Raw genomic sequence first — 20,657 nt, forward strand, 5'->3', positions numbered from 1 at the left:
TTGACGAAAAGTCAAAGGATGAGTAATGAAGACACTAGACAACATCTTGATCATAGGAAAAGGGGCGATTAAGGAAAAAACGATCAGCCAACTTTCAAGCTTGGGATGGTCGCCACATCAGATAGAATGCATCAGAGCAGCTACCAAAATCCCCAAGGATGACCTTCCTCTGGTTGGGCTGTTTGTTTTTGAGTCACAGGCCCCTTATTTATCCAGTGAAATCGAAAATTTCATCAATGAAGGCAAGACACGCTGGATCGCCATTATTGATATAAAATTAATTAAAAACAATGACATACGTCAATCTGTCGGGCGGCTTTTCTGCGCATTTCATGTGACACCAATCGACATCAATAGACTCCATTTTACTTTGGAAAGTCTTCGAGACATTGCTGATCTTGCAAGTTCATCATCTTGCCAAAGTGAAGTAGGGAAAAGCGAGTGCCAGATGGTGGGTAACAGTCCCATCATGAAGGAGCTCTTCAAGACCATACACAAGGTGGCTGTTGTCGATGCTCCGGTGTTCATCCAGGGAGAATCAGGCACCGGCAAGGAGCTGACTGCCCGCGCCATCCATGACGAATCGTCCCGAGCAGGGCATCCCTTCAATGCCGTTAACTGTGGAGCCTTGCCTACTAACCTTATCCAGTCGGAACTGTTCGGCCATGAAAAGGGCGCTTTTACCGGGGCGAGTCAGCGCAAGATCGGCATCATAGAGAACACCGAGGGCGGAACTCTGTTCCTCGACGAGATCGGCGATCTCCCTCTGGAACTACAGGTAAACCTGCTGCGGTTCCTCGAAAATCATACGATACAGCGGGTCGGTGGCCTGAAGGAAATCGAGGTTGACGTTCGCGTCCTCGCGGCCACCCATGTGGACCTGGAGAAAGCCGTCGAGAAGGGCAGCTTCCGAGAAGACCTTTACCACAGGCTCAATGTCCTGCAGGTCAGGATTCCACCGCTGAGGATGCGTGGCGAGGATATCGAGGTCCTCGCCCACCACTTCTTCCACCAGTTTGCCAATGAAAAGTCCTTGCAAGTGACAGGCTTCAACAAGGAAAGCCTGGCGCTGATGCGCCTGTATGAATGGCCAGGAAACATTCGCGAGCTTATCAATCGTGTACGACGTGCCATGATCATGTGCGATCATCACCTGATCCGCCCTACCGACCTTGGGCTGGAGAGGCGTCACTGTGCTTCACGGCATGCCGAGAGTCTCGAGGAAGCCCGCGACATCGCCGAACGGGGCGTCGTGCTGGCGTCGCTGACTCGGAACAGCTTCAACATACAGCATGCCGCCCGAGAACTTGGCATATCTCGAGTGACCCTCTATCGTTTGATGGAGAAACACAAGGTCAACCGGGCAAGCGAGGCTCAAGGACCAAAAGGAAAAGTTGAGGGTGGGACACCGAGGGAGGCTCCCAATGTGCTTCACCTCTCTTCGCTCAAGAAAGGGCCATCATAGCATGTTGAATGCAGCCTTCCCGCACCAGCAATATCTCGACGTTTCTTCCTGGCAGCCATATGGCCTCGCAGTAGCAGATGAGGGGGCAATGCCCCTCGACCCGAAAAGTTGACATCTCCGGCTCGATCCTGTGCCGTCGAGGGACTACCCTAGAAAATCACGGTGTGCGTGAACCCGAAAATGACAAGGAGTCGTGAATAACTTTCAATTTTTTATCTTTAACCAAGGGAATAGGGAACGCGATAATGATGTTCGATCTCAAGAAGCTTACCCTCGCCTGTAGCCTGATCCCCCTGACAATCTCGGGCCATGCCACCGCCCAATCGTCGGGAGAGGGCACCATTCAGCCAGTCGGGCAGCGTCCACCGCCCACACGGGAGGCACCCGAAGTCCAGGCGATCCCGGATATCGGCGGTGTCTTGACGCCCAAGGGCCGTCTCGTGCTCGAACCTGAATTCCAGTACTCCCATGCCAGCGTCAACCGCCTGACGTTCCGAGGGGTGGAAATCCTCGAGACCCTGCAAATCGGTCTATTGACCGCCGATGATATCGATCGGGATACCTTTACCGCTGCCGTCACCGGCCGCCTGGGGGTCACCGACCGTCTGGAACTTGAGCTACGCGTCCCTTATCTTTACCGGGACGATACGGAAGCCAATGAGCTTGAGGAACCTCCATTCAGGCTCGAGCGAAATCGGACCGGCAACCATCTCGGCGATATCGAGCTGGCCGCCCATTACCAGATCAACAGTGGCGAAGATGGAGTCCCTTTCTTTGTCGGTAACCTGCGTTACAAGTCGACTACTGGCCAGGGTCCCTTTGATGTCGACCGTGACGCCAATGGCATCGAGGAAGAGCTCGCCACGGGCTCCGGCTTTCATTCCATCGAACCCAGCCTGACGGTGCTCTACCCTTCGGCGCCGGCGGTCTACTTCGCCAACCTGGGCTACCAGTTCCACCTCGAGGACGATGTCAACGAGCAAGTCGGTGAGGCCGAGGTCGAGGAGGTCGATCCGGGCGACGCCGTTCGACTGAGCTTCGGCATGGCCTACTCCATCAATCCCAGGACCTCTTTCACCCTAGGCTACAAGAACGATTTCATCGACGAGACCGAGACGACCTTTTCCGGCGAAACGGGCAATTCAGTGACGGGAGAATCCGGCAGTCTGAACGTGGGGTCGATGCTGCTGGGCTGGTCCTATCAGTTCAACCAGGATGCGGCACTCAACGTGGGCCTGGAACTCGGCGTTACCGATGATGCACCCGATACCGTCCTGACGTTGCGGGCCCCCTTCGGCATGAACGTCTTCTGAATCCAGACAGGCAACAGTTTCATGGCTCTTGTAGTCATATGTAGGGAGGTAGGGGCTGGCTCGGCCCCTGCCAACCCCATTCGAAGCATCCTATCCTGCCAATCAGACCTCCTGCTAGTCAGCCCTCCTGCCAATAAGACCTGCTACTGGCCGGTGGCAGTGGGGCCATCCAGCCACTCCCTCAGCGAACGATACCCTGCAGGGAATTGAGGATTCTGGCCTTCTGCTGTGCCGCTTTCAGTTCGCCGATATTGTTGACATATACCCCGATATCGACCTTGTTCTGGATGTTCTGCCCAGAGGCCGTGGTCGCCAGAGTGCTGACGATGGCCTGGCGCGTGATGCTGTGCAGTACCGCGGTACTGCCGATACCTCCCGGACCATCGATCACGATACCGGAGAAGTCGGTGAGCCCGGAGAGATCGAGTCTGCCACCTCCAATGCTGCTTCCGGCCAAGTTGTCGCTCGGCGAGCGAGTCGACGTAGAGGTCGTCGTTCCTGGGGATGAACCAGGGCCCACCTGGGTGACGGCACTACTGCCCGCGTTGCTCAGGGTCTGGGATAGGACCTCCATACCGGCGTTGCGAAAGGCCACCTCGGTCTCGTAACGAATGGTGTTATTGATCAGGGTGGTCAGCTTCGCCCCGAAATCCAGTTCCATCCCCCCCAGGTTGAAGCCACCTCGCAGGGTGGCCAGTCTGTCCTCGGGGATAACCACGCCACGCCGGTAGATAGCGGGTTCGTCTGATTGAACACCTTGCACTGCATGGACGAAGGTGGTTGCCGCCAAAGCAGGCGATACCCCCGTCGGGGCCAGGGATGCGGCCCCGACCAACAGCACGGCAGACAGAACCCCCAGGGAGCCTGCTCGCCGTCGTACTGCTTGTGCGTTCATGGTCGGTAACTCCTTGGTGATTACCTACCCAATTCGATACTGCCCGGTAGCGAGAGCAGGTTGGCGCCGAGGTTATAGCGCTGAACCCCTTCCTCGATAGGCGAGACAGGTCGGACACGCCAGTCACGCTCGCTGTTGAAATGGTTCTGAGCCACGTCCAGATCGGCCCGAGCACCGAGAACCGTACCGGTCCACAGCGTCTCGAACATCTCCTTCGGGACCACGACGGTTCCCGCCGCCGGGTCGCCGACAAGGACATTCCGGTCATCCACGCCCTTGACGACCACGAAGTGCTTGTAACCGCCGGTATTGACCAGGGTGATGGCGGGCACGCCGATGCGCATGAAGTCATTCAGGGAAATCTCGAAGCCATCGGAGTCGAGTCCCTGGGCATCCAGATAGCGCTTCATGTCCAGCATGGAAAACCCGTAGGTCTGGATCTGATCCCGGTCTCCCTCACGAATCATCGCCTCGAAGACCTCGCCTTCCGTGGTTGGACGATCATAGTGATAGGTCAGCAGGGTCGCCACTGCCGCCGAGCCACAGCTGAAGTCGTATTCCTGCCGAACCACTCTCTCCCAACTGATCTCCGACAGGCTCTTGGCCTCGACGTGGAAGGAGCCGAAGGGACTCGATATATTGACTTGGCCGGCTTCCGTGGAACCGACCCCACCGCCCCCCAACATGGCCAGCAGTACCACCAGCAGAAGGGGGGGAGCTTGTGAATCCTTCATCATGGATTGTGTACCTCCAGCACTCCTCATCAGAGACTCATGCCTGTTGATCGCTAGTGTCTCCCCCGACACGGGGATCACGGGTTCTGGATATAGACGCTGATGCCGATGGCGTTATTGACGGCGTTGGCGTTGCCCGTGATGTTGTTGAAGATCCCGGTGCCGCTGTAGTGGCCCATGGCCCCCTGTTCAAAGGTGATATCGCCGGTCATCATGTTGCCGTTGGTGACATTGAACCCGGAGCCGACGGTGATGGCGTCCATATCCTGGACGCTCTGGACATTGACCCGTTCGAGATGCACATTGACGCCATCCCGGCCACGAGTCTGCCCCATCGCCTCGAGATCCATGCTCTGCAGGGCCTCGAAGCCCCCGCTCGCCGGTATGCCCCTTCCGGCCTCGTCGGCACCGGCATAGCCGATCCCCGCCAGTCCCATTGACAACCCGACCAGGGACACCATGAATCGCTGCCTCAGCGGGATGCTCATGATTGCCTTCATCTCTTAGCCTCCTTCCAGCTTGCCCAAGCAGTGGAAGGAACCGGCGGAGCTCGCTCCGCCAGTTCCCGACCGTGACGGGACAACTCGGGCCCGTCCCTGGGCCTTCCCTCAGTTGCCGATGCTCACGTTGCTGTGGGCAGCGATGCTGGTGCCGGACAGCTGCGAGTTGTAGAAGCCGGTGGAGTTGTTGATGTTGGAGACACCCCCGTAGACCCCACCTGCGGCAACCGAGACGCTGGCCGCACCGGTTGACAGGATGGCCGCACCGCCGTTGCCACCGTTGCCGCCGTTGCCACCGTTGCCGGCCACAGCATGGGCAGTGCCGCCAATACCCTGGCCGCCGCCGCCGCCGCCGCCATAGCCATCGCCGCCGTCACCGGCCACCGCGCCGGCCCAGCCGGCACCGCTGCCGTCGCCGCCGGTGCCAGTGCCGGTGCCGCTACCGGCTCCGGCTCCGGCACCGCTGCCGGCCACGCCGGAGCCGCTGCCGCCATAGCCGCCATCGTTGCTATCGGCGCTGCCGTCGTCACCGTTGTTGTTGGCAGAGCCGTAGCCAGAGCCACCGTTGCCACCGTCGTTGCTGTCGGCGCTGCCGCCGACACCCAGGCCAAGACCCAGACCGAGCCCCAGGCCTGTCCCGTCTCCGCCCTGGCCGGCGCCGGCACCCACTGCGACGGCATCACCACCGTGGCTGCCGTTACCGTTACCGCCATGGGCCCCGACACCGATGCCGATGCTGGTAGCAGTGGCATCTCCGCCGGGCGCACCGGAGGCACCACGGGCACCATTACCGCCATAAACATTGATGGACGAACCACTGACATTCGAGCGCATCTTCTGCAGCGAGATGACGCTGACGGAGGTGTTATAGGACTCGCTCATGGCCCAGGCATCGCCGCCGCGGCCGGTCATGCCGCCGCTGCCGCCGCTCCCCAAGCCAGCGCCGACGCCGGCACCGCCGGCACCACCGGCACCACCATCGTTCGAGTCGTTATAGTCGCTGGAGTTGTCGTTGGTGGTGTTGCCACCGTTGCCACCGCTGCCACCGACGCCCAGGCCCAGCCCGAGGCCGGACCCGCCATCGGCACTGCCGCTGCTGCCACCCACGGCAACAGCATTGGAGTCGACATTCTGATCGGCGTCATCGGCGACGCCGACGCTGGGGTTGGCCTGGGCGGTGGAAATCGCCATGACCAGGGTCAGCAGGGAAGTCCCCGCGATTGCATATGCTTTCATGATCACTCTCCCGTTCGATTCGGCTGGACCATTCTCGTCCACTGCGAACCGGGCCGATTCGAAGGTCGATAACGGCATCGGTTCTGGTTGCCTGCACTTGGTCAACGTCGATGGTCGACCTTGAGCCCTCGAAGATCCCGCTCGCAGGCAAGCTACCTAGGGCATATTGCATGCCAGGAAAGCGTAACCTGCTGATAATCTTGGAGAGAAGTCGCGTTCATGGCCGTGGGGCACGGCGGGGGATGCGGTTTTGGGGAGGGATTCATGCAGGAACTGTTAAGCCCATGAAACAGGCTGCCAGCACCATGCCGCGGGTTTTCCGGATAAATAAATAAAAATCAATCGATTAACTTATCGATACAAGGAGAAACAAAACCGTTGCAAGAGTGACACTCCCAACACACTTCCATTTTTAATCGCTAAATCAATGTGTTGTAAGGTGATTTACGGTTTACGCAATCGCTACGGATTATCACTCTATGTAATATCCGGCCCCTCAGCCTGAGAGGAAGGGGGCAACAGGGGGAGAGACCGGCGATGGTCATGCTCCCTTACCGGTGGCCAGGGGGCCGGGCCTGGGGGTCAGGTCCAGTGGGCATGTTCCTGGATCAGGCCGGCGAGCGTCTCGCCAGCATTGTCGGCCGTGGTGTCCAGGTGAATCAGGTGCAGGCGTTCATCATCGGTGAAATCCTCGAAGCCGCTTCGCTGGCGGTGGAGAATGGCCAGACCGTCCCGGACGTCGCCGCCTCGTCGGCTGGCCCGCTTGCGGATGCGTCGCTCCAGGGTGGCATCGTCTGCCTCGAAACTGATCAGCAGGACGGGCAGGCCGCGGCTCTCCGCCTGGTGGCGCAACCGGTTGCGTTGTTCCCGCTTGAGGCAGGTGGCATCGATGCAGACCGGAAAGCCGGCATCCAGGAGCCTGCCGGCACAGTCGGCCAGTCGCCGGTAGGTGCGCTCGGTGGCTGCCTCCGAGAAGATATCCACAGGCGGTTCGTCGGGAGTCGCCTGTGGATAGTCTCCATGCAGGCGCCGGCGCTCCGCGTCCGAGCAGACCCGAACCGCTCCCAACTGACCGACCAGGGCACGGGTGAAGCGACTCTTGCCGCTACCGGTCACCCCCACCCCGATCACCAGCGGGGGGAAGCGGAACTCGGCATGCTGCTCGGCCAGCGTCAGATAGCAACGACAGGCTCCCATGGTCTCCGCCAGCAGGGCCGGCTGCTCATCGTCGCCAACGGCATCCTGCCGGCGCCTCAGGGCCCGCCTCGCACCGGCCAGGGTCTCGATCACCCGGAACATCGACAGCAGGCGAGGCATGCCATAGTCGCCGGACACCCGCAGGTAATGATCGAGCGCCCAGTTGGCCAGGCGCGACTCGCCACGGATCTCGAGTCCGACCAGCAGCGAGGCCAGGTCGCCCCCCGGATCCAGCGCGATCTGCGCACCGACGCCCTCGAGATCTCGGTCGATGGCATTGGCCATCAATACGCGCTCTTCCTCCACCAGGCGACTGTGGGGATGGTCACAGGCCCAGCTGTGCGGCAGCCGGTATTCTCCCCGGGACTGCAGCACCGGGGTCAGTCGCTCGAGACTCTCCTGCAGCCAGCTAGCCAGCCCGGCCAGGCGCCGGCGGTCCTCGTCACCGGCCATCAGCGACTCCAGGGCCTTGATCTCGGCGTCCATGCGCTCACTGACTGCCGCCGGGGTGGCCGAGGCGTCCCGACCCTGGCCGCGATGCTCGCGGTGCCAGCCGCTCAGCCGCTCGACCACGGCCTCGAGGGAGAGATCCTCCCCGGCAGTCATGGCGTCTCGGGGATGTCGCTGATTCATCGCACTCTCCTCACTTGGCCACCGGCGCCTCACTGGGCCACCGGCGCGGGTCACGCCTGGCGCATCGACGCGAAGGTCGCCTCGGCCGCGTCCAGGGTCAGTTGGATATCCTCGGGCGCATGGGCACTGGACATGAAGCCGGCCTCGAAGGCCGAGGGCGCCAGGTACACGCCGTGATCCAGCATGGCGGCGAAGAAGCGGCGGAAGGCATCACCATCGCAGGCGGTGGCCTGGGCGAAGTTGTCCACCCGGCTCTGGCCGGTGAAGAACAGGCCGAACATGCCGCCCGCCTGCTGGGTGATCATGTCGATGCCGGCCTCGTCGGCACGCGTCTTGAGGCCATGGCAGAGCGTCTCCACGCGCTGGGCCAGGGCATCGTGGAAGCCGGGCTCGCGCAGCTTGGTGAGCAGGGCGATGCCGGCCGCCATGGCCAACGGATTGCCCGCCAGGGTCCCGGCCTGGTAGACCGGCCCCAGCGGCGAGATGTTCTCCATGATCGCCTGACGACCGCCGAAGGCCCCGACCGGCATGCCACCGCCGACGATCTTGCCCAGGCAGGTCAGGTCCGGCTCGACGTTGTAATGCGCCTGGGCCCCGCCCATGGCCACCCGGAAGCCGGTCATCACCTCGTCGAAGATCAGTACGCTGCCGTGCTGGTCGCAGACCCGACGCAGGGTCTCGAGGAAGCCGGGCTGTGGCGGGATGCAGTTCATGTTGCCGGCCACCGGCTCGACGATGATGCAGGCCACCTCGTCGCCGATCTCCTCGAAGCAGGCCTCGACGGCATCCGGATCGTTGTAGGACAGGGTCACGGTGTGCTCGGCCAGTGACGCCGGCACGCCGGGGGAACTGGGCTCGCCATGGGTCAGGGCGCCGGAGCCGGCCTTGACCAGCAGGGAGTCGGAGTGGCCGTGGTAGTTGCCCTCGAACTTGACGATCTTGTCACGCCCAGTGTAGCCGCGGGCCAGGCGGATCGCCGACATGGTGGCCTCGGTGCCGGAATTGACCATGCGCACCATCTCGATGCTGGGGATCATCTCGCAGATCAGGTCGGCCATGGTGGTCTCGATGGCCGTGGGGGTGCCGAAGGACAGGCCATTGTCGAGGCGCTCGCGCACCGCCTCCAGGACCTCTGGGTCGGCATGCCCGGTGATCATCGGTCCCCAGGACCCGACGTAATCGACGTAGCGCTTGCCTTCCACGTCGAACAGATAGGCACCCTGGGCACGCTCCATGAAGACCGGGGCGCGCTCCAGCCCCTTGAAGGCACGCACCGGCGAATTGACACCGCCGGGAATGTGTCGGCAGGCCCGTTCGAAGAGCTGTGCGGATGTGATCATGTCAACCCCTTTGCTGTTGAACGAATATGTCTCGTCGGCCGGAAAGCCCCGAGGCGTGGCGCCCCGGCCTGTGGATAATTCTCTGGATAAGCTTTTGGCGACCGGTGATCTGACGGTGAATGCCGCCGAAATGCGTCGCTTTGTCCCGGAACCCTCCCACTGGTCCTATTCTCGGTGCAGACGCCCCGGATGGCCAGCCCATGCCCGGCTCGCCTCAGTCCTCCAGAGTCACCGGCAGGCGCCACAGCCGACGCGGCAGTCGCTGGTCCCGTCCCGGCTGCCAGCCATGGGCCAGTGCCTGCCAGGTGAAGACCTGAGCCTGCTGGCAGGCAGCGATCAGTGACTCTCCCAGTGCCAGGCGGGTGGCGAGGGCCGCCGCCAGGGTACAGCCGGAGCCATGGAACTGGCCGGGCAGACGCGGCCAGCTCCACTGGCGGTCACCATCCGGCGCATGGAGGGTGTTCACCACCCGGTCGGGTGCGGTACGGACATCGGGGTCGTCGGTGCCGGTGACCAGCACGCCCTGGCAGCCCAGATGCATCAGGTTCACCGCGCGCTGGGTCTCGTCCAGGCAATCGGCGTCGGCCAGACGAGCGAGTTCCTGGCGATTGGGGGTGAGGATATCCACAAGGGGCAGCATGCGCCGGCGGAAGGCCGCCACCAGCCCCTCTGTGGACAACTCCTTGCCCCCGCCGGCCCGCAGGACCGGGTCGACCACCACCGGCACCCCGGGACGACGGACGATGATTTCCACCACGGCCTCCAGGGTCTCCGGGGCGGCCAGCAGGCCGACCTTGATGGCGGCGACATCGATGTCCTCGAGGGCGGACGCCATGTCGCGAATGGTGTCCGCCGCCACCGGCTGCACGGCCGTGACATCGCGACAGTTCTGTACCGTCAGGGCGGTGGGGATGGTCAGCGCCCAGCCGCCGCAGGCCGCCACGGCCTCGGCATCGGCCACCAGGCCGGCGCCGCCGGAGGGATCGTGGCCGGCGAGGACCAGCACCGTGGGCAGATGGGGGAGCGTTTCGGCGGACGGCGACATCAGAACGGCTTCACGACGGCGAGGATGACGATCGCCAGCAGGGCGATCACGGGCAATTCGTTGAACACCCGGAAGAAACCCTGGGTGCGGGTGCAACGACCGGCGGCGAACCGCTTGAGATAGACCAGGCAGGCATGGTGGTAGACGACCAGCAACACGACCAGGGCGAGCTTGACGTGCATCCAGCCCTGCCCGAGCCAGGCCGGATTGAGATAGAGCAGGCCGCCGCCCAGGACCAGCACGGCGATCATCGACGGCGTCATGATGCCGCGATAGAGCTTGCGCTCCATGACGGTGAAGTAGTCGATGGCCTGCCGCTCCCCCCGGTCCCGGGCCATGGCGTGGTAGACATAGAGCCGCGGCAGGTAGAAGAGGGCGGCAAACCAGGTCACCACGGCCACCAGGTGCAGGGCCTTGATCCAGGGATACATGTCGCTTCCTTAGGCTGGAGGTGTGTCGCTGTAGCGATAGTAACGCTCGATGGCGTCCCGGGTGATGATACCGGAAATCCGCTTCTGCTTCGGCCGGTGGCCGTGCTCGACGTAGAGCGCATCCACGGCCTTGTCGTTGAGCCGGGTGAAGGCCTCCGAGAGCGTGGCCTGCAGATGGATCGGCGCCATGTCCAGTCGCTGGCCGGGGATCTCCATCAGGTCCAGCTTGCCGTCCTTGCCGATCTTGTCATCGTCATCATGCTCCAGCATCCAGCGGGCCAGATCCGCGGCCTTGAGCGCCAGGACGGGCTTGTCGTCGCGGGAGCCCTCGATGACCACCCACACCGGCTTGGCCTCCAGCAGGGCACTGGCCTGTTCCCGAGTCACACGCCGGCGGGTACGCACCAGGTCACGCTCCATCACCGCCGGCACCGAGACCCGCGAGAGGGCCTGCATCAGGGGCTGCTGCAGCGGATGCAGGCCATGCCGGGTAACGCTGATGAAGAAGCCGTCGCAGCCACACAACTGACGGGCGGTCAGCCCGGACACCACCACGGCCAGCATGCCCGGCAGGATCAGGTTGGGATTGTGGGTCAGCTCGAGCAGCGCCATCAGCGCGGCCAGCGGCGCCTGGAGCACGGCGCCCATCATCGCCGCCATGCCGAGCATGGCATAGACCTCGGGACCGGCGGCCAGCGCCGGCATCAGCTGGGCACCGAGCAGCCCGCACAGGGCGCCGGCGGCGCCCCCCGCCACCAGGATCGGGCCGATGATGCTGACCGGGATACCGCAGGCCACGGCGCCGGCGGTCAGCAGCAGCTTGCCGATGGCCACCGCCAGCAGCACGTCCAGGCTCAGCTCACCGGCCAGGGTCAGGCCCAGGGTGTCGTACCCCATGCCCTGCACCTGGGGATACCACCAGGCGACCGCCCCGACCAGGCTGCCGGCCAGGGCGAAGCGGGCCGCCATGGGCAGGCCATCGAGCCGCACGCCGCAGCGGCCCACCCGCACGAAGAGACCGGCCAGCAGGCCGATGACCAGGGCGCTGACCACGATCCAGGGCAGATTGAACAGCGAGCCCAGTGCCACGCCGGTCTCCTGGAAGGGGCGCTCGAAGCCATACACCGCCTGGGCCACCACCGCCCCCATGGTCGAAGCCAGGATCACCGGCATGAAGCCGGTGATGGTGTACTCCATCATCACCACTTCCATGGCGAAGATGACTCCGGCGATGGGCGTGTTGAAGGACGCCGAGATGCCCGCGGCGGTGCCGCAGGCGACCAGCACGCGCAGGCTGTTGTGGGGCAGCCGCAGGCGCTGGCCCAGCCCACTGCATGCCGCCGCGCCGAGATGGATGGCCGGACCCTCGCGCCCCGCGGAGAGCCCGCCCAGCACCGAGATCAGCCCCACCCACCACTGGGTCAGCCAGTTGCGCAGCGGGAAGCGCCCCTGGTGGTAGGTCAGACGGGAGATCACATGGGCCACGCCGATCTGGCGGCCGGCGACCGGCTGGCGCCATAACCACAGGCCGATCAGCGCCACCGCCAGCAGCGGCAGCAGCGCCCGGGTGGTTGGCGCCAGGCCCTCGAAGGCCTCGGGGTTGCCGTCGGGCAGGAAGGTCATGGCCCCGAGGGCCAGCAGCAGGCGGAAGCCCACCATCAGGCCGCCGGTGATCAACCCCGACACCACCCCGAGCACGCACAGCTGGGGGAGGGCATCGACACTGGCCAGCCGGCGACGAAAGCGGTCCATGCTGTAAAGGGGTAACGGCAGACGCGGCAAGCTGACCTTCCTGTTCGTCCAGGCAACAAGGGCCCACCCGGCGGTGGGTGGAACACGCCTCTCTTGTGTATCATATCCAGTCACAGAGGTCCCAGCGTCCCACAACGAGGTGTCCATCGTGATCAAGGTCGGAATCGTCGGCGGCACCGGTTACACCGGTGTCGAACTGCTCAGGCTGCTGGCCCGCCACCCCGAGGTGCGCATCGAGGCCATCACCTCGCGCAGCGAGGCCGGCCTCGGCGTCAGCGAGCTCTACCCCAACCTGCGCGGCCACTATGACGAGCTGCGCTTCAGCGAACCGGATCCCGCTCGGCTGGCGGCCTGCGATGCCGTCTTCTTCGCCACCCCCCACGGCGTGGCCCATGCCCTGGCCGGCGAGCTGCTCGAGCGCGGCACCCGGGTGATCGATCTCTCGGCGGACTTCCGCCTGCGCGATGCGCTCGAATGGGAGAGCTGGTACGGTCAGCCCCACGGTGCCCCCGAATTGCTCGACGACGCCGTCTACGGCCTGCCCGAGGTCCATCGCGAGCGCATCCGCCAGGCCCGGCTGATCGCCGTGCCCGGCTGCTATCCCACCGCGGTGCAACTCGGCCTGCTGCCGCTGCTGGAGGCCGGGCTGATCGATGTCGAGCACGTCATCGCCGACTGCAAGTCCGGCGTCACCGGGGCCGGCCGCGGGGCCAAGGTGCCCTCGCTGCTGGCCGAGGCCAGCGAGTCCATGAAGGCCTACGGCGCCTCCGGCCACCGCCACCTGCCCGAGATCCGCCAGGGCCTGGGCGATGCCGCCGGCGGCCCGGTGGGCCTGACCTTCGTGCCTCACCTGACGCCGATGATCCGCGGCATCCACGCCACCCTCTACGGGCGCCTCAGCGGCGAGCCGGGCGACCTGCAGGCACTGTTCGAGAAGCGCTTCGCCGACGAGCCCTTCGTCGACGTCATGCCGGCCGGCAGTCATCCCGAGACGCGCAGCGTCAAGGGCGCCAACGTCTGCCGCCTGGCCGTCCACCGCCCCGGCGACGGCGATACCGTGGTGGTCCTCGCGGTGATCGACAACCTGGTCAAGGGCGCCTCCGGGCAGGCCGTGCACAACCTCAACCTGATGTTCGGCCTCGACGAGAACGCCGGCCTCGACGCCCCGGCGATGATGCCCTGATCTCACCACATCCCACACTGGCGGAGTCCGGGGACAGGGTGCAGCGAGGGTCTTTTTCCAGGGAAGGAAAAAGTAGCGTACAGGGACGTATTCACAGCGCCCTCGCGGAGGCCTGTCCCCGGAATACCTCCGCCCAGACCTCCCCAATAGTTGACCCTTTTGCTGGGGGTTGTGGATAATCGTCGTCCTGCACGACATTCACCGATTCCGGGGAGGTCACCCATGAGCGGTGCCGCAACCTTCGTTCCCACCCCCTTGCTGCTCTCCGACAGCGCCAAGGCGCGGCTCCATGCCCTGATCGAGGAGGAGAGCAACCCCCGCCTCAAGCTGCGGGTCTACGTGACCGGCGGCGGCTGCTCGGGCTTCCAGTACGGCTTCGACTTCGCCGAGGACGTCGCCGAGGACGACACCCTGGTCGAGTTCGGCGAGGTGGCACTGGTCATCGACCCGCTGTCCTATCAGTACCTGGTCGGTTCCACCGTCGACTACGAGGAAGGCCTGGCCGGCGCCCGCTTCCTGATCCAGAACCCCAATGCCACCACCACCTGCGGCTGTGGCGCCTCCTTCATGGTCTGACGCCGAGCGTTGAGACGCCCCCGCATAGCGTCATTTGCCGAAACTTGACGCTCTCACGACAACTCGCCATGGTTGATTAGGTACTCCACAACAAATCTTCCATGGAGAGTCACATGACACGTCACCTGAAGGCGGCCTCGCTGGCGTCCTGCCTCGGCCTGACCCTGGGCCTGTCCGCCATGGCCCAAGCCCAGGACACCACCCTGGACGTCGTCACCGACCCAAGCTTCGTGCCCTTCGAGATGATGGACCAGGAAACCGGCGAGATGGTCGGCTTCGACATGGACATCATCGCCGAGGTCGCCGAGCGGGCCGGTTTCGACTACAACCTGCGCACCATGGACTTCAACGGCATCATTCCCGCCGTGCAGACCGGCAACGTCGACATCGCCATCGCCGGCATCACCATCACCGATGAGCGCGCGGAGATCGTCGACTACTCCGATCCCTACTACGACAGCGGCCTGCGCATCCTGGTCAATGCCGGCGACGACAGCGTCGACAGCATCGAGGACCTGGAAGGCAAGAAGATCGGCACCAAGATCGGCTCCACCAGCTACGACTACCTGGAAGAGAACCTCGGCGAGTCCGCCGACATCACCCCCTACCCGGGCTCGAGCGACATGTACATGGCGCTGCTCGGCGGCAGCGTCGATGCGGTCTTCTACGATGCCCCGAACGTCGGCTACTTCTCCCAGACCCGCGGCGAGGGGCGCACCAAGGTCGTCGGGCCGCTCTACGAGGGCCAGCAGTACGGCATCGTCTTCGTCCAGGGCAGCGAGTGGGTGGAGCCCGTCAACGAGGCCCTGGCGGCCATGAAGGAAGACGGCACCTACGACGAGATCCACGCCAAGTGGTTCGGCAGCCCCAGCGACGAATGACGCTGACGATTGCCTGATGACGGGGTCGGGTCCCATGACCCGGCCCCGTTGCGTTGCGCCCCCGGCGTTGCGACACCGCTTCTTCATGACGCACCCTGACGGAGATCCCTCTTGGACGTCACTTTCCAATTCGACTGGCAGGCGGCCTTCGCCTCCATCCCGCACCTGCTGACGGGTATCCCCTACACCCTGCTGATCTCCTTCGGCGGACTGGCCATCGGCTTCATCATCGGCATCATCTTCGGCCTGCTGCGCATCAGCCCGCTCTCCTGGTTGCGCTGGCCGGCCGTGGCCTACATCGAGATCTTCCGCGGCACCCCGGTCCTGGTCCAGGTGCTGTTCATCTTCTACGGCCTGCCCCAGCTGCTCGGCGGTCCCATCAATGCCCTGGTCGCCGGCATCGCGGCGATCGCGGTGAACTCCGGAGCCTACATCTCGGAGATCGTCCGCGGCGGCGTCCAGTCCATCGAGCGCGGCCAGCGCGAGGCCGGCCTGTCCCTGGGGCTGTCCCGGCGCCAGACCTTCCGCTACATCATCTGGCCCCAGGCCTTCCGTCGCATGATCCCGCCGCTGGGCAACCAGGGCATCATCAGCATCAAGGACACCTCGCTGTTCTCGGTCATCGGTGTCGGCGAGCTGGTCCGCCAGGGCCAGGTCTACATCGCCACCACCTTCAACGCCCTGGAGGTGTACCTGATGGTCGCCATGCTCTACCTGGTGATCACCCTATCACTGTCGGTGGCGCTGCGTTTCCTGGAGCGCAAGGGCCTGGTCGGACAATAAGGAATGCGAGCCATGAACCAAGAGACGTCCAAGTCCGGCGGCGAGCCCATCGTGCGCCTGGACAAGGTCAACAAGCACTTCGGCAGCCTGCATGTCCTCAAGGACATCGACCTCGAGGTCAGCCCCGGCGAGGTGGTGGTGGTCATCGGCGCCAGCGGCTCGGGCAAGTCCACCCTGATCCGCTGCATCAATGGCCTCGAGGAGTTCCAGAAGGGCAGCCTGGAGGTGGACGGCAAACCGCTGCTGCCCTACGGCAAGGCCACCAAGGCGCTGCAGAAGATCCGCACCGAGGTGGGCATGGTGTTCCAGCAGTTCAACCTCTTCCCCCACCTCAGCGTGCTCGACAACGTGACCCTGGCGCCCATGAAGGTCCGCGGCTGGAGTCGGGCCGATGCCACCGAGATCGCCGAGCGGCTGCTCGAGCGGGTCGACATCAGCGACCAGGCCGCCAAGTATCCCGGCCAGTTGTCCGGCGGCCAGCAGCAGCGGGTGGCCCTGGCCCGGGCCCTGGCCATGGAGCCCCGGCTGATGCTCTTCGACGAGCCGACCTCGGCGCTGGACCCGGAGATGATCGGCGAGGTCCTGGATGCCATGCGCGAGCTCGCCAACGAGGGCATGACCATGATGATCGTGACCCACGAGATGGGCTTCGCCCGGGAGGTCGCCGACCGGGTGATCTATATCCACAAGGGGGAAATCGCCGAGGAGGGTCCTCCCGAGACGATCTTCGATTCGCCCCGGGAGGAAGCCACCCGGAACTTCCTGGCCCGGGTGTTGAAGCACTGAGGCCACGCCTCGAGCCCTGGACAAAGGCCCTGTCGTTCGCGACAGGGCCTTTTTTTGGCCTGTGGACAAGATTCTCCGCCGAACCGCGTCGAACCGGCGCCAGTGCCCATGATGGCGGGCCTGGGGATGAAACACGGTGGTTGTTCACAGCCGCGGTGACAAGCGCGGTAGAGGACGGTGGACAAGCGGTGTCCGGTCGCGGCTGTGGGCAACTCGGCCTTTCGTCCACAGCTCCCGAACATCTCCTCCGCAGGCAGCACGCCGCTTTTCCTTGTTTTGGTCAACAGTACAAGCTGTTGATAAATAAAAGATAAGCCTGCTTTTCCACGGAAAGTATCCACACCAGTAATTACTACAACAACAGAACTTCTCTTTCTTATTCTATGTATTTGTTTATCTGCTACCCGAGGATGACGGACGCCTGGTCATCCGGGTGTGGAAAACCCTGACGATTACCCACAGGAGGGTTATACTGGCTGGCTGATTTCATACCCCCGATTCGCAATATCGGCGCCGTCGCGCCGAACGAGGTGAACCTTGGAGTACCCCGACCGCTTCGACGTCATCGTCATCGGTGGCGGTCATGCGGGGACCGAAGCCGCCCTGGCCTCGGCCCGCATGGGCTGCCGGACCCTGCTGCTGAGCCACAACATCGAGACCCTGGGCCAGATGTCCTGCAATCCCGCCATCGGCGGGATCGGCAAGAGTCACCTGGTCAAGGAGATCGACGCCCTCGGTGGGGCCATGGGCCTGGCCACCGACATGGGCGGCATCCAGTTCCGGGTGCTCAATGCCCGCAAGGGCCCCGCCGTGCGCGCCACCCGCGCCCAGGCCGATCGAGTCCGCTACAAGGCGGCGATCCGCGGCATGCTGGAGAACCAGCCCAACCTGACACTCTTCCAGCAGGCCGCCGGGGACCTGATCGTCGACGGCGACACCGTGCGGGGTGTGGTGACCGAGACCGGCGTGCGCTTCCTCGGTGAGGGCGTGGTGTTGTGCACAGGCACCTTCCTCGGCGGGGTTATCCACATCGGTCTCGACCACAGCCGCGGCGGCCGAGCCGGCGATCCGCCCTCCAATGCGCTGGCCGAGCGGCTGCGGGCCCTGCCGTTCCGGGTCGATCGGCTGAAGACCGGGACACCGCCGCGCCTCGATGCCAAGAGCGTGGATTTCTCGGTCCTCGATGAACAGCCCGGCGACAGCCCCACGCCGGTGATGTCCTACCTGGGTCGCCGGGAGATGCATCCGCGTCAGGTGAGCTGTCACATCGCGCATACCAACGAACGCAGCCACGAGATCATCCAGGCCAACCTGGATCGCTCGCCGATGTTCTCGGGGACGATCGAAGGCGTGGGGCCGCGCTATTGCCCGTCCATCGAGGACAAGGTGCACCGCTTCGCCGACAAGGCCAGCCACCAGATCTTCATCGAACCCGAGGGACTGGATACCCATGAGCTCTACCCCAACGGCATCTCCACCTCGCTGCCCTTCGACGTCCAGCTGCAGGTGGTACGCTCGATCCGGGGACTGGAAAACGCCCATATCACCCGGCCCGGCTATGCCATCGAGTACGATTTCTTCGATCCCCGGGACCTGAAGCATTCCCTGGAGACGAAATTCATCCACAACCTGTATTTCGCCGGCCAGATCAACGGCACCACCGGCTACGAGGAGGCCGGCGCCCAGGGGCTGCTGGCCGGGCTCAACGCGGCCCGGCGTGCCCGGGGCCTGGACGCCTGGTGGCCGCGTCGCGACGAGGCCTACCTGGGTGTGCTGGTGGACGACCTGATCACCCTCGGCACCAGGGAGCCCTATCGGATGTTCACCTCCCGGGCGGAATATCGCCTGCTGCTGCGCGAGGACAACGCCGATCTGCGCCTCACCGAGGCCGGCCGGGAGCTCGGGCTGGTGGACGAGGCGCGCTGGAGCGACTTCAGCAGCAAGCGCGAGGCCATCGAGCGCGAGAGCGCCCGCCTCAAGGCCAGCTGGGTACAGCCCGGCAGCGAGGCCGCGGCGCGGGTCGCCACCAAGACCGGCAAGCCGCTGTCCCGCGAGTACAGCCTGATGGACCTGCTCAAGCGCCCCGAGCTCGGCTACGCCGACGTGGCCGACCTGAAGGGCGAGCCGGTGGCGGACGAGCGCGTGGCCGAGCAGGTGCAGATCCAGGCCAAGTACCAGGGCTACATCGACCGGCAGCAGGACGAGATCGACAAGCTGAAGCGTCACGAGGCCACGCGACTGCCCGAGGACCTGGACTATGCCCGGGTCGAGGGGCTGTCCCACGAGATCCGCCAGAAGCTCGCCGAGGCCCGGCCGGAGACCCTGGCCCAGGCCTCGCGGATCTCCGGCGTCACCCCGGCGGCCGTCTCGATCCTGCTGATCCACCTCAAGAAGCGTCGCCTGCTCGATGACAGCCGGGTGGCCAACGGATGACGAGCGACGACAAGCGACTCAAGAACCGCCTGGAGGGCGGCCTGGACGAGCTCGGCCTGGACGTGGACCAGTCCCGCCGCGACCGGCTGCTGGTCCTGGTGGGGCTGTTGCACAAGTGGAATCGCGCCTATAACCTCACCGCGGTACGCGACCCCGAGGAGATGGTCACCAAGCACCTCCTCGACAGCGCCGCCGTGCTGCCCTTCGTCAGCGGGCCGACGGTCCTCGATGTCGGTGCCGGCCCCGGCCTGCCGGGCCTGGTGCTGGCGATCCTGGCCCCCGACCTGCGGGTGACGCTGCTCGACAGCAACGGCAAGAAGGTACGCTTCCAGCGCCAGGCGGTGATGGAGCTGGGGCTGACCAACGTCACCCCGGTGCAGGCGCGGGTCGAGGCCTTCGCGCCGCCCGCGGGAGGCTTCGACCAGGTGATCTCCCGGGCCTTCGCCAGCCTCCGGGACTTCGTGACGTTGAGCGAGTCGTTGCCGAGCGTGGACGGGCAATGGCTGGCCATGAAGGGGCCTGCCGTGGAAGATGAACTGGGCGGGTTGCCCGACGACGTGGCGCCGGTCGCCTGCCACGAGCTGAAGGTGCCCTTCGAGGCCGGCAGCCGCCGGCTCGTGATCCTCGAGCGCACTCATACCACCCAGGGCCGCCCCTGAGGCGTCCGTCACTCGCAAGGAAGTCGCCGTGACCAAGATCATCGCCTTGACCAACCAGAAGGGGGGCGTGGGCAAGACCACCACCGCCGTCAACCTGGCCGCCAGCCTGGCGGCGCTGGACCGTCGCGTGCTGCTGGTCGACCTGGATCCCCAGGGCCATGCCACCATGGGCAGCGGCGTCGACAAGCACGAGCTGGATGGCAGCGTGCTCGACGTGGTGCTCGGCGAGCGCCGTTCCAGCGAGGTCATCCTCGACTGCCCCGAGGCGGGCTATGCCCTGCTGCCCGGCAACGGCGACCTGACCGCCGCCGAGGTGGAGCTGCTGGATCGTGACGAGGGGCGCGAGCAGAGCCTGGTCAAGGCCCTGGCCGAGGTGGCCGGCGAGTATGACGTGGTGCTGATCGACTGCCCGCCGTCGCTCAACATGCTCACCGTCAACGGCCTGACCGCCGCGGACGGCGTGCTGATCCCCCTGCAGTGCGAGTTCTATGCCCTGGAGGGACTCTCGGCGCTGCTCGATACCGTGGAGCAGATCAAGGACAGCGTGAACTCGCGCCTCGAGATGTTCGGCATCCTGCGCACCATGTTCGATTCCCGCAACAGCCTGACCCGGGATGTCAGCAAGCAGCTGCGCGACTACTTCGGCGATGCCCTGCTCAAGACCACCATCCCGCGCAACGTACGGGTCGCCGAGGCCCCGAGCCACGGCCTGCCGGTGACCAAGTATGCCCGCTTCTCGCGAGGCAGCCAGGCCCACCGGGTGCTGGCCAAGGAACTGATCCGCCGACTGTCGCTGTAACCCGAGCACCTACTCC

General features: G+C 64.6%; 19 protein-coding genes. 10 read left to right on the plus strand and 9 right to left on the minus strand.

All coding sequences use genetic code 11. The annotated features are described in order from the left end of the window. Positions 1–25 precede the first annotated feature (25 nt). Both FHR97_RS07265 and FHR97_RS07270 read left to right on the plus strand, forming a co-directional pair. On the plus strand, positions 26–1,465 hold the full coding sequence (locus FHR97_RS07265; RefSeq protein WP_183383104.1) for a sigma-54 dependent transcriptional regulator: 1,440 nt from the start codon (positions 26–28) through the stop codon (positions 1,463–1,465). A gap of 245 nt (positions 1,466–1,710) precedes the next feature. Continuing rightward, a complete protein-coding gene (locus tag FHR97_RS07270; RefSeq protein ID WP_183383105.1) occupies positions 1,711–2,778 on the plus strand; it encodes a transporter in 1,068 nt (355 codons plus the stop codon). Positions 2,779–2,959: 181 nt separating this feature from the next. Here the strand turns inward: FHR97_RS07270 and FHR97_RS07275 are convergent, their stop codons facing one another. The 9 genes from FHR97_RS07275 to FHR97_RS07315 form a co-directional block, all read right to left on the minus strand. Next, complete coding sequence (locus FHR97_RS07275; protein ID WP_183383106.1) at positions 2,960–3,673, minus strand: hypothetical protein; 714 nt, start codon at positions 3,671–3,673, stop codon at positions 2,960–2,962. Positions 3,674–3,693: 20 nt separating this feature from the next. Beyond that, positions 3,694–4,410 carry a C39 family peptidase gene (locus FHR97_RS07280; RefSeq protein ID WP_183383107.1) on the minus strand — a complete coding sequence of 239 codons (717 nt, stop codon included), beginning with the start codon at positions 4,408–4,410 and terminating at the stop codon, positions 3,694–3,696. Positions 4,411–4,484: 74 nt separating this feature from the next. Further along, positions 4,485–4,907 (minus strand): hypothetical protein, encoded by a 423-nt coding sequence (locus FHR97_RS07285; protein WP_183383108.1) that lies wholly within the window; start codon positions 4,905–4,907, stop codon positions 4,485–4,487. Positions 4,908–5,015: 108 nt separating this feature from the next. Then, complete coding sequence (locus FHR97_RS07290; RefSeq protein ID WP_183383109.1) at positions 5,016–6,143, minus strand: hypothetical protein; 1,128 nt, start codon at positions 6,141–6,143, stop codon at positions 5,016–5,018. Positions 6,144–6,725: 582 nt separating this feature from the next. Beyond that, entirely contained in the window at positions 6,726–7,973 is a 1,248-nt protein-coding gene (locus FHR97_RS07295; protein ID WP_183383110.1) for a P-loop nucleotide/nucleoside kinase family protein, read from the minus strand. Between the two features lie 50 nt (positions 7,974–8,023). Beyond that, positions 8,024–9,313 carry a glutamate-1-semialdehyde 2,1-aminomutase gene (hemL, locus tag FHR97_RS07300; protein WP_183383111.1) on the minus strand — a complete coding sequence of 430 codons (1,290 nt, stop codon included), beginning with the start codon at positions 9,311–9,313 and terminating at the stop codon, positions 8,024–8,026. Positions 9,314–9,527: 214 nt separating this feature from the next. Next, positions 9,528–10,358 (minus strand): bifunctional hydroxymethylpyrimidine kinase/phosphomethylpyrimidine kinase, encoded by an 831-nt coding sequence (thiD, locus tag FHR97_RS07305; RefSeq protein WP_183383112.1) that lies wholly within the window; start codon positions 10,356–10,358, stop codon positions 9,528–9,530. Continuing rightward, complete coding sequence (hemJ, locus tag FHR97_RS07310) at positions 10,358–10,789, minus strand: protoporphyrinogen oxidase HemJ (protein ID WP_183383113.1); 432 nt, start codon at positions 10,787–10,789, stop codon at positions 10,358–10,360. The genes thiD and hemJ overlap by 1 nt, the downstream gene beginning before the upstream one ends. Before the next feature lie 9 nt (positions 10,790–10,798). Further along, complete coding sequence (locus FHR97_RS07315; RefSeq protein ID WP_183383114.1) at positions 10,799–12,571, minus strand: chloride channel protein; 1,773 nt, start codon at positions 12,569–12,571, stop codon at positions 10,799–10,801. Between the two features lie 118 nt (positions 12,572–12,689). On the opposite strand from FHR97_RS07315, the gene argC reads away from it, so the two are divergent. From argC to FHR97_RS07355, 8 genes are all read left to right on the plus strand, one after another. After that, entirely contained in the window at positions 12,690–13,724 is a 1,035-nt protein-coding gene (gene argC, locus FHR97_RS07320) for an N-acetyl-gamma-glutamyl-phosphate reductase (protein ID WP_183383115.1), read from the plus strand. Positions 13,725–13,946: 222 nt separating this feature from the next. Next, positions 13,947–14,300: an iron-sulfur cluster insertion protein ErpA gene (gene erpA, locus FHR97_RS07325; RefSeq protein WP_183383116.1), complete on the plus strand. Its 354-nt coding sequence runs from the start codon at positions 13,947–13,949 to the stop codon at positions 14,298–14,300. Positions 14,301–14,413: 113 nt separating this feature from the next. Next, entirely contained in the window at positions 14,414–15,181 is a 768-nt protein-coding gene (locus FHR97_RS07330; protein WP_183383117.1) for a transporter substrate-binding domain-containing protein, read from the plus strand. Between the two features lie 111 nt (positions 15,182–15,292). After that, on the plus strand, positions 15,293–15,964 hold the full coding sequence (locus FHR97_RS07335) for an amino acid ABC transporter permease (RefSeq protein ID WP_183383118.1): 672 nt from the start codon (positions 15,293–15,295) through the stop codon (positions 15,962–15,964). Positions 15,965–15,976: 12 nt separating this feature from the next. Then, entirely contained in the window at positions 15,977–16,750 is a 774-nt protein-coding gene (locus FHR97_RS07340) for an amino acid ABC transporter ATP-binding protein (protein ID WP_183383119.1), read from the plus strand. Positions 16,751–17,287: 537 nt separating this feature from the next. Further along, on the plus strand, positions 17,288–19,183 hold the full coding sequence (mnmG, locus tag FHR97_RS07345) for a tRNA uridine-5-carboxymethylaminomethyl(34) synthesis enzyme MnmG (protein ID WP_183383120.1): 1,896 nt from the start codon (positions 17,288–17,290) through the stop codon (positions 19,181–19,183). After that, positions 19,180–19,842, plus strand: coding sequence for a 16S rRNA (guanine(527)-N(7))-methyltransferase RsmG (gene rsmG, locus FHR97_RS07350; protein WP_183383121.1), 663 nt, complete (start codon positions 19,180–19,182; stop codon positions 19,840–19,842). Before mnmG ends, rsmG begins: the two co-directional genes overlap by 4 nt. Before the next feature lie 28 nt (positions 19,843–19,870). Further along, positions 19,871–20,641 (plus strand): ParA family protein, encoded by a 771-nt coding sequence (locus tag FHR97_RS07355; protein ID WP_183383122.1) that lies wholly within the window; start codon positions 19,871–19,873, stop codon positions 20,639–20,641. Positions 20,642–20,657: the final 16 nt, after the last annotated feature.

This window comes from Halomonas stenophila (assembly GCF_014192275.1).
Taxonomy (GTDB): Bacteria; Pseudomonadota; Gammaproteobacteria; order Pseudomonadales; family Halomonadaceae; genus Halomonas; species Halomonas stenophila.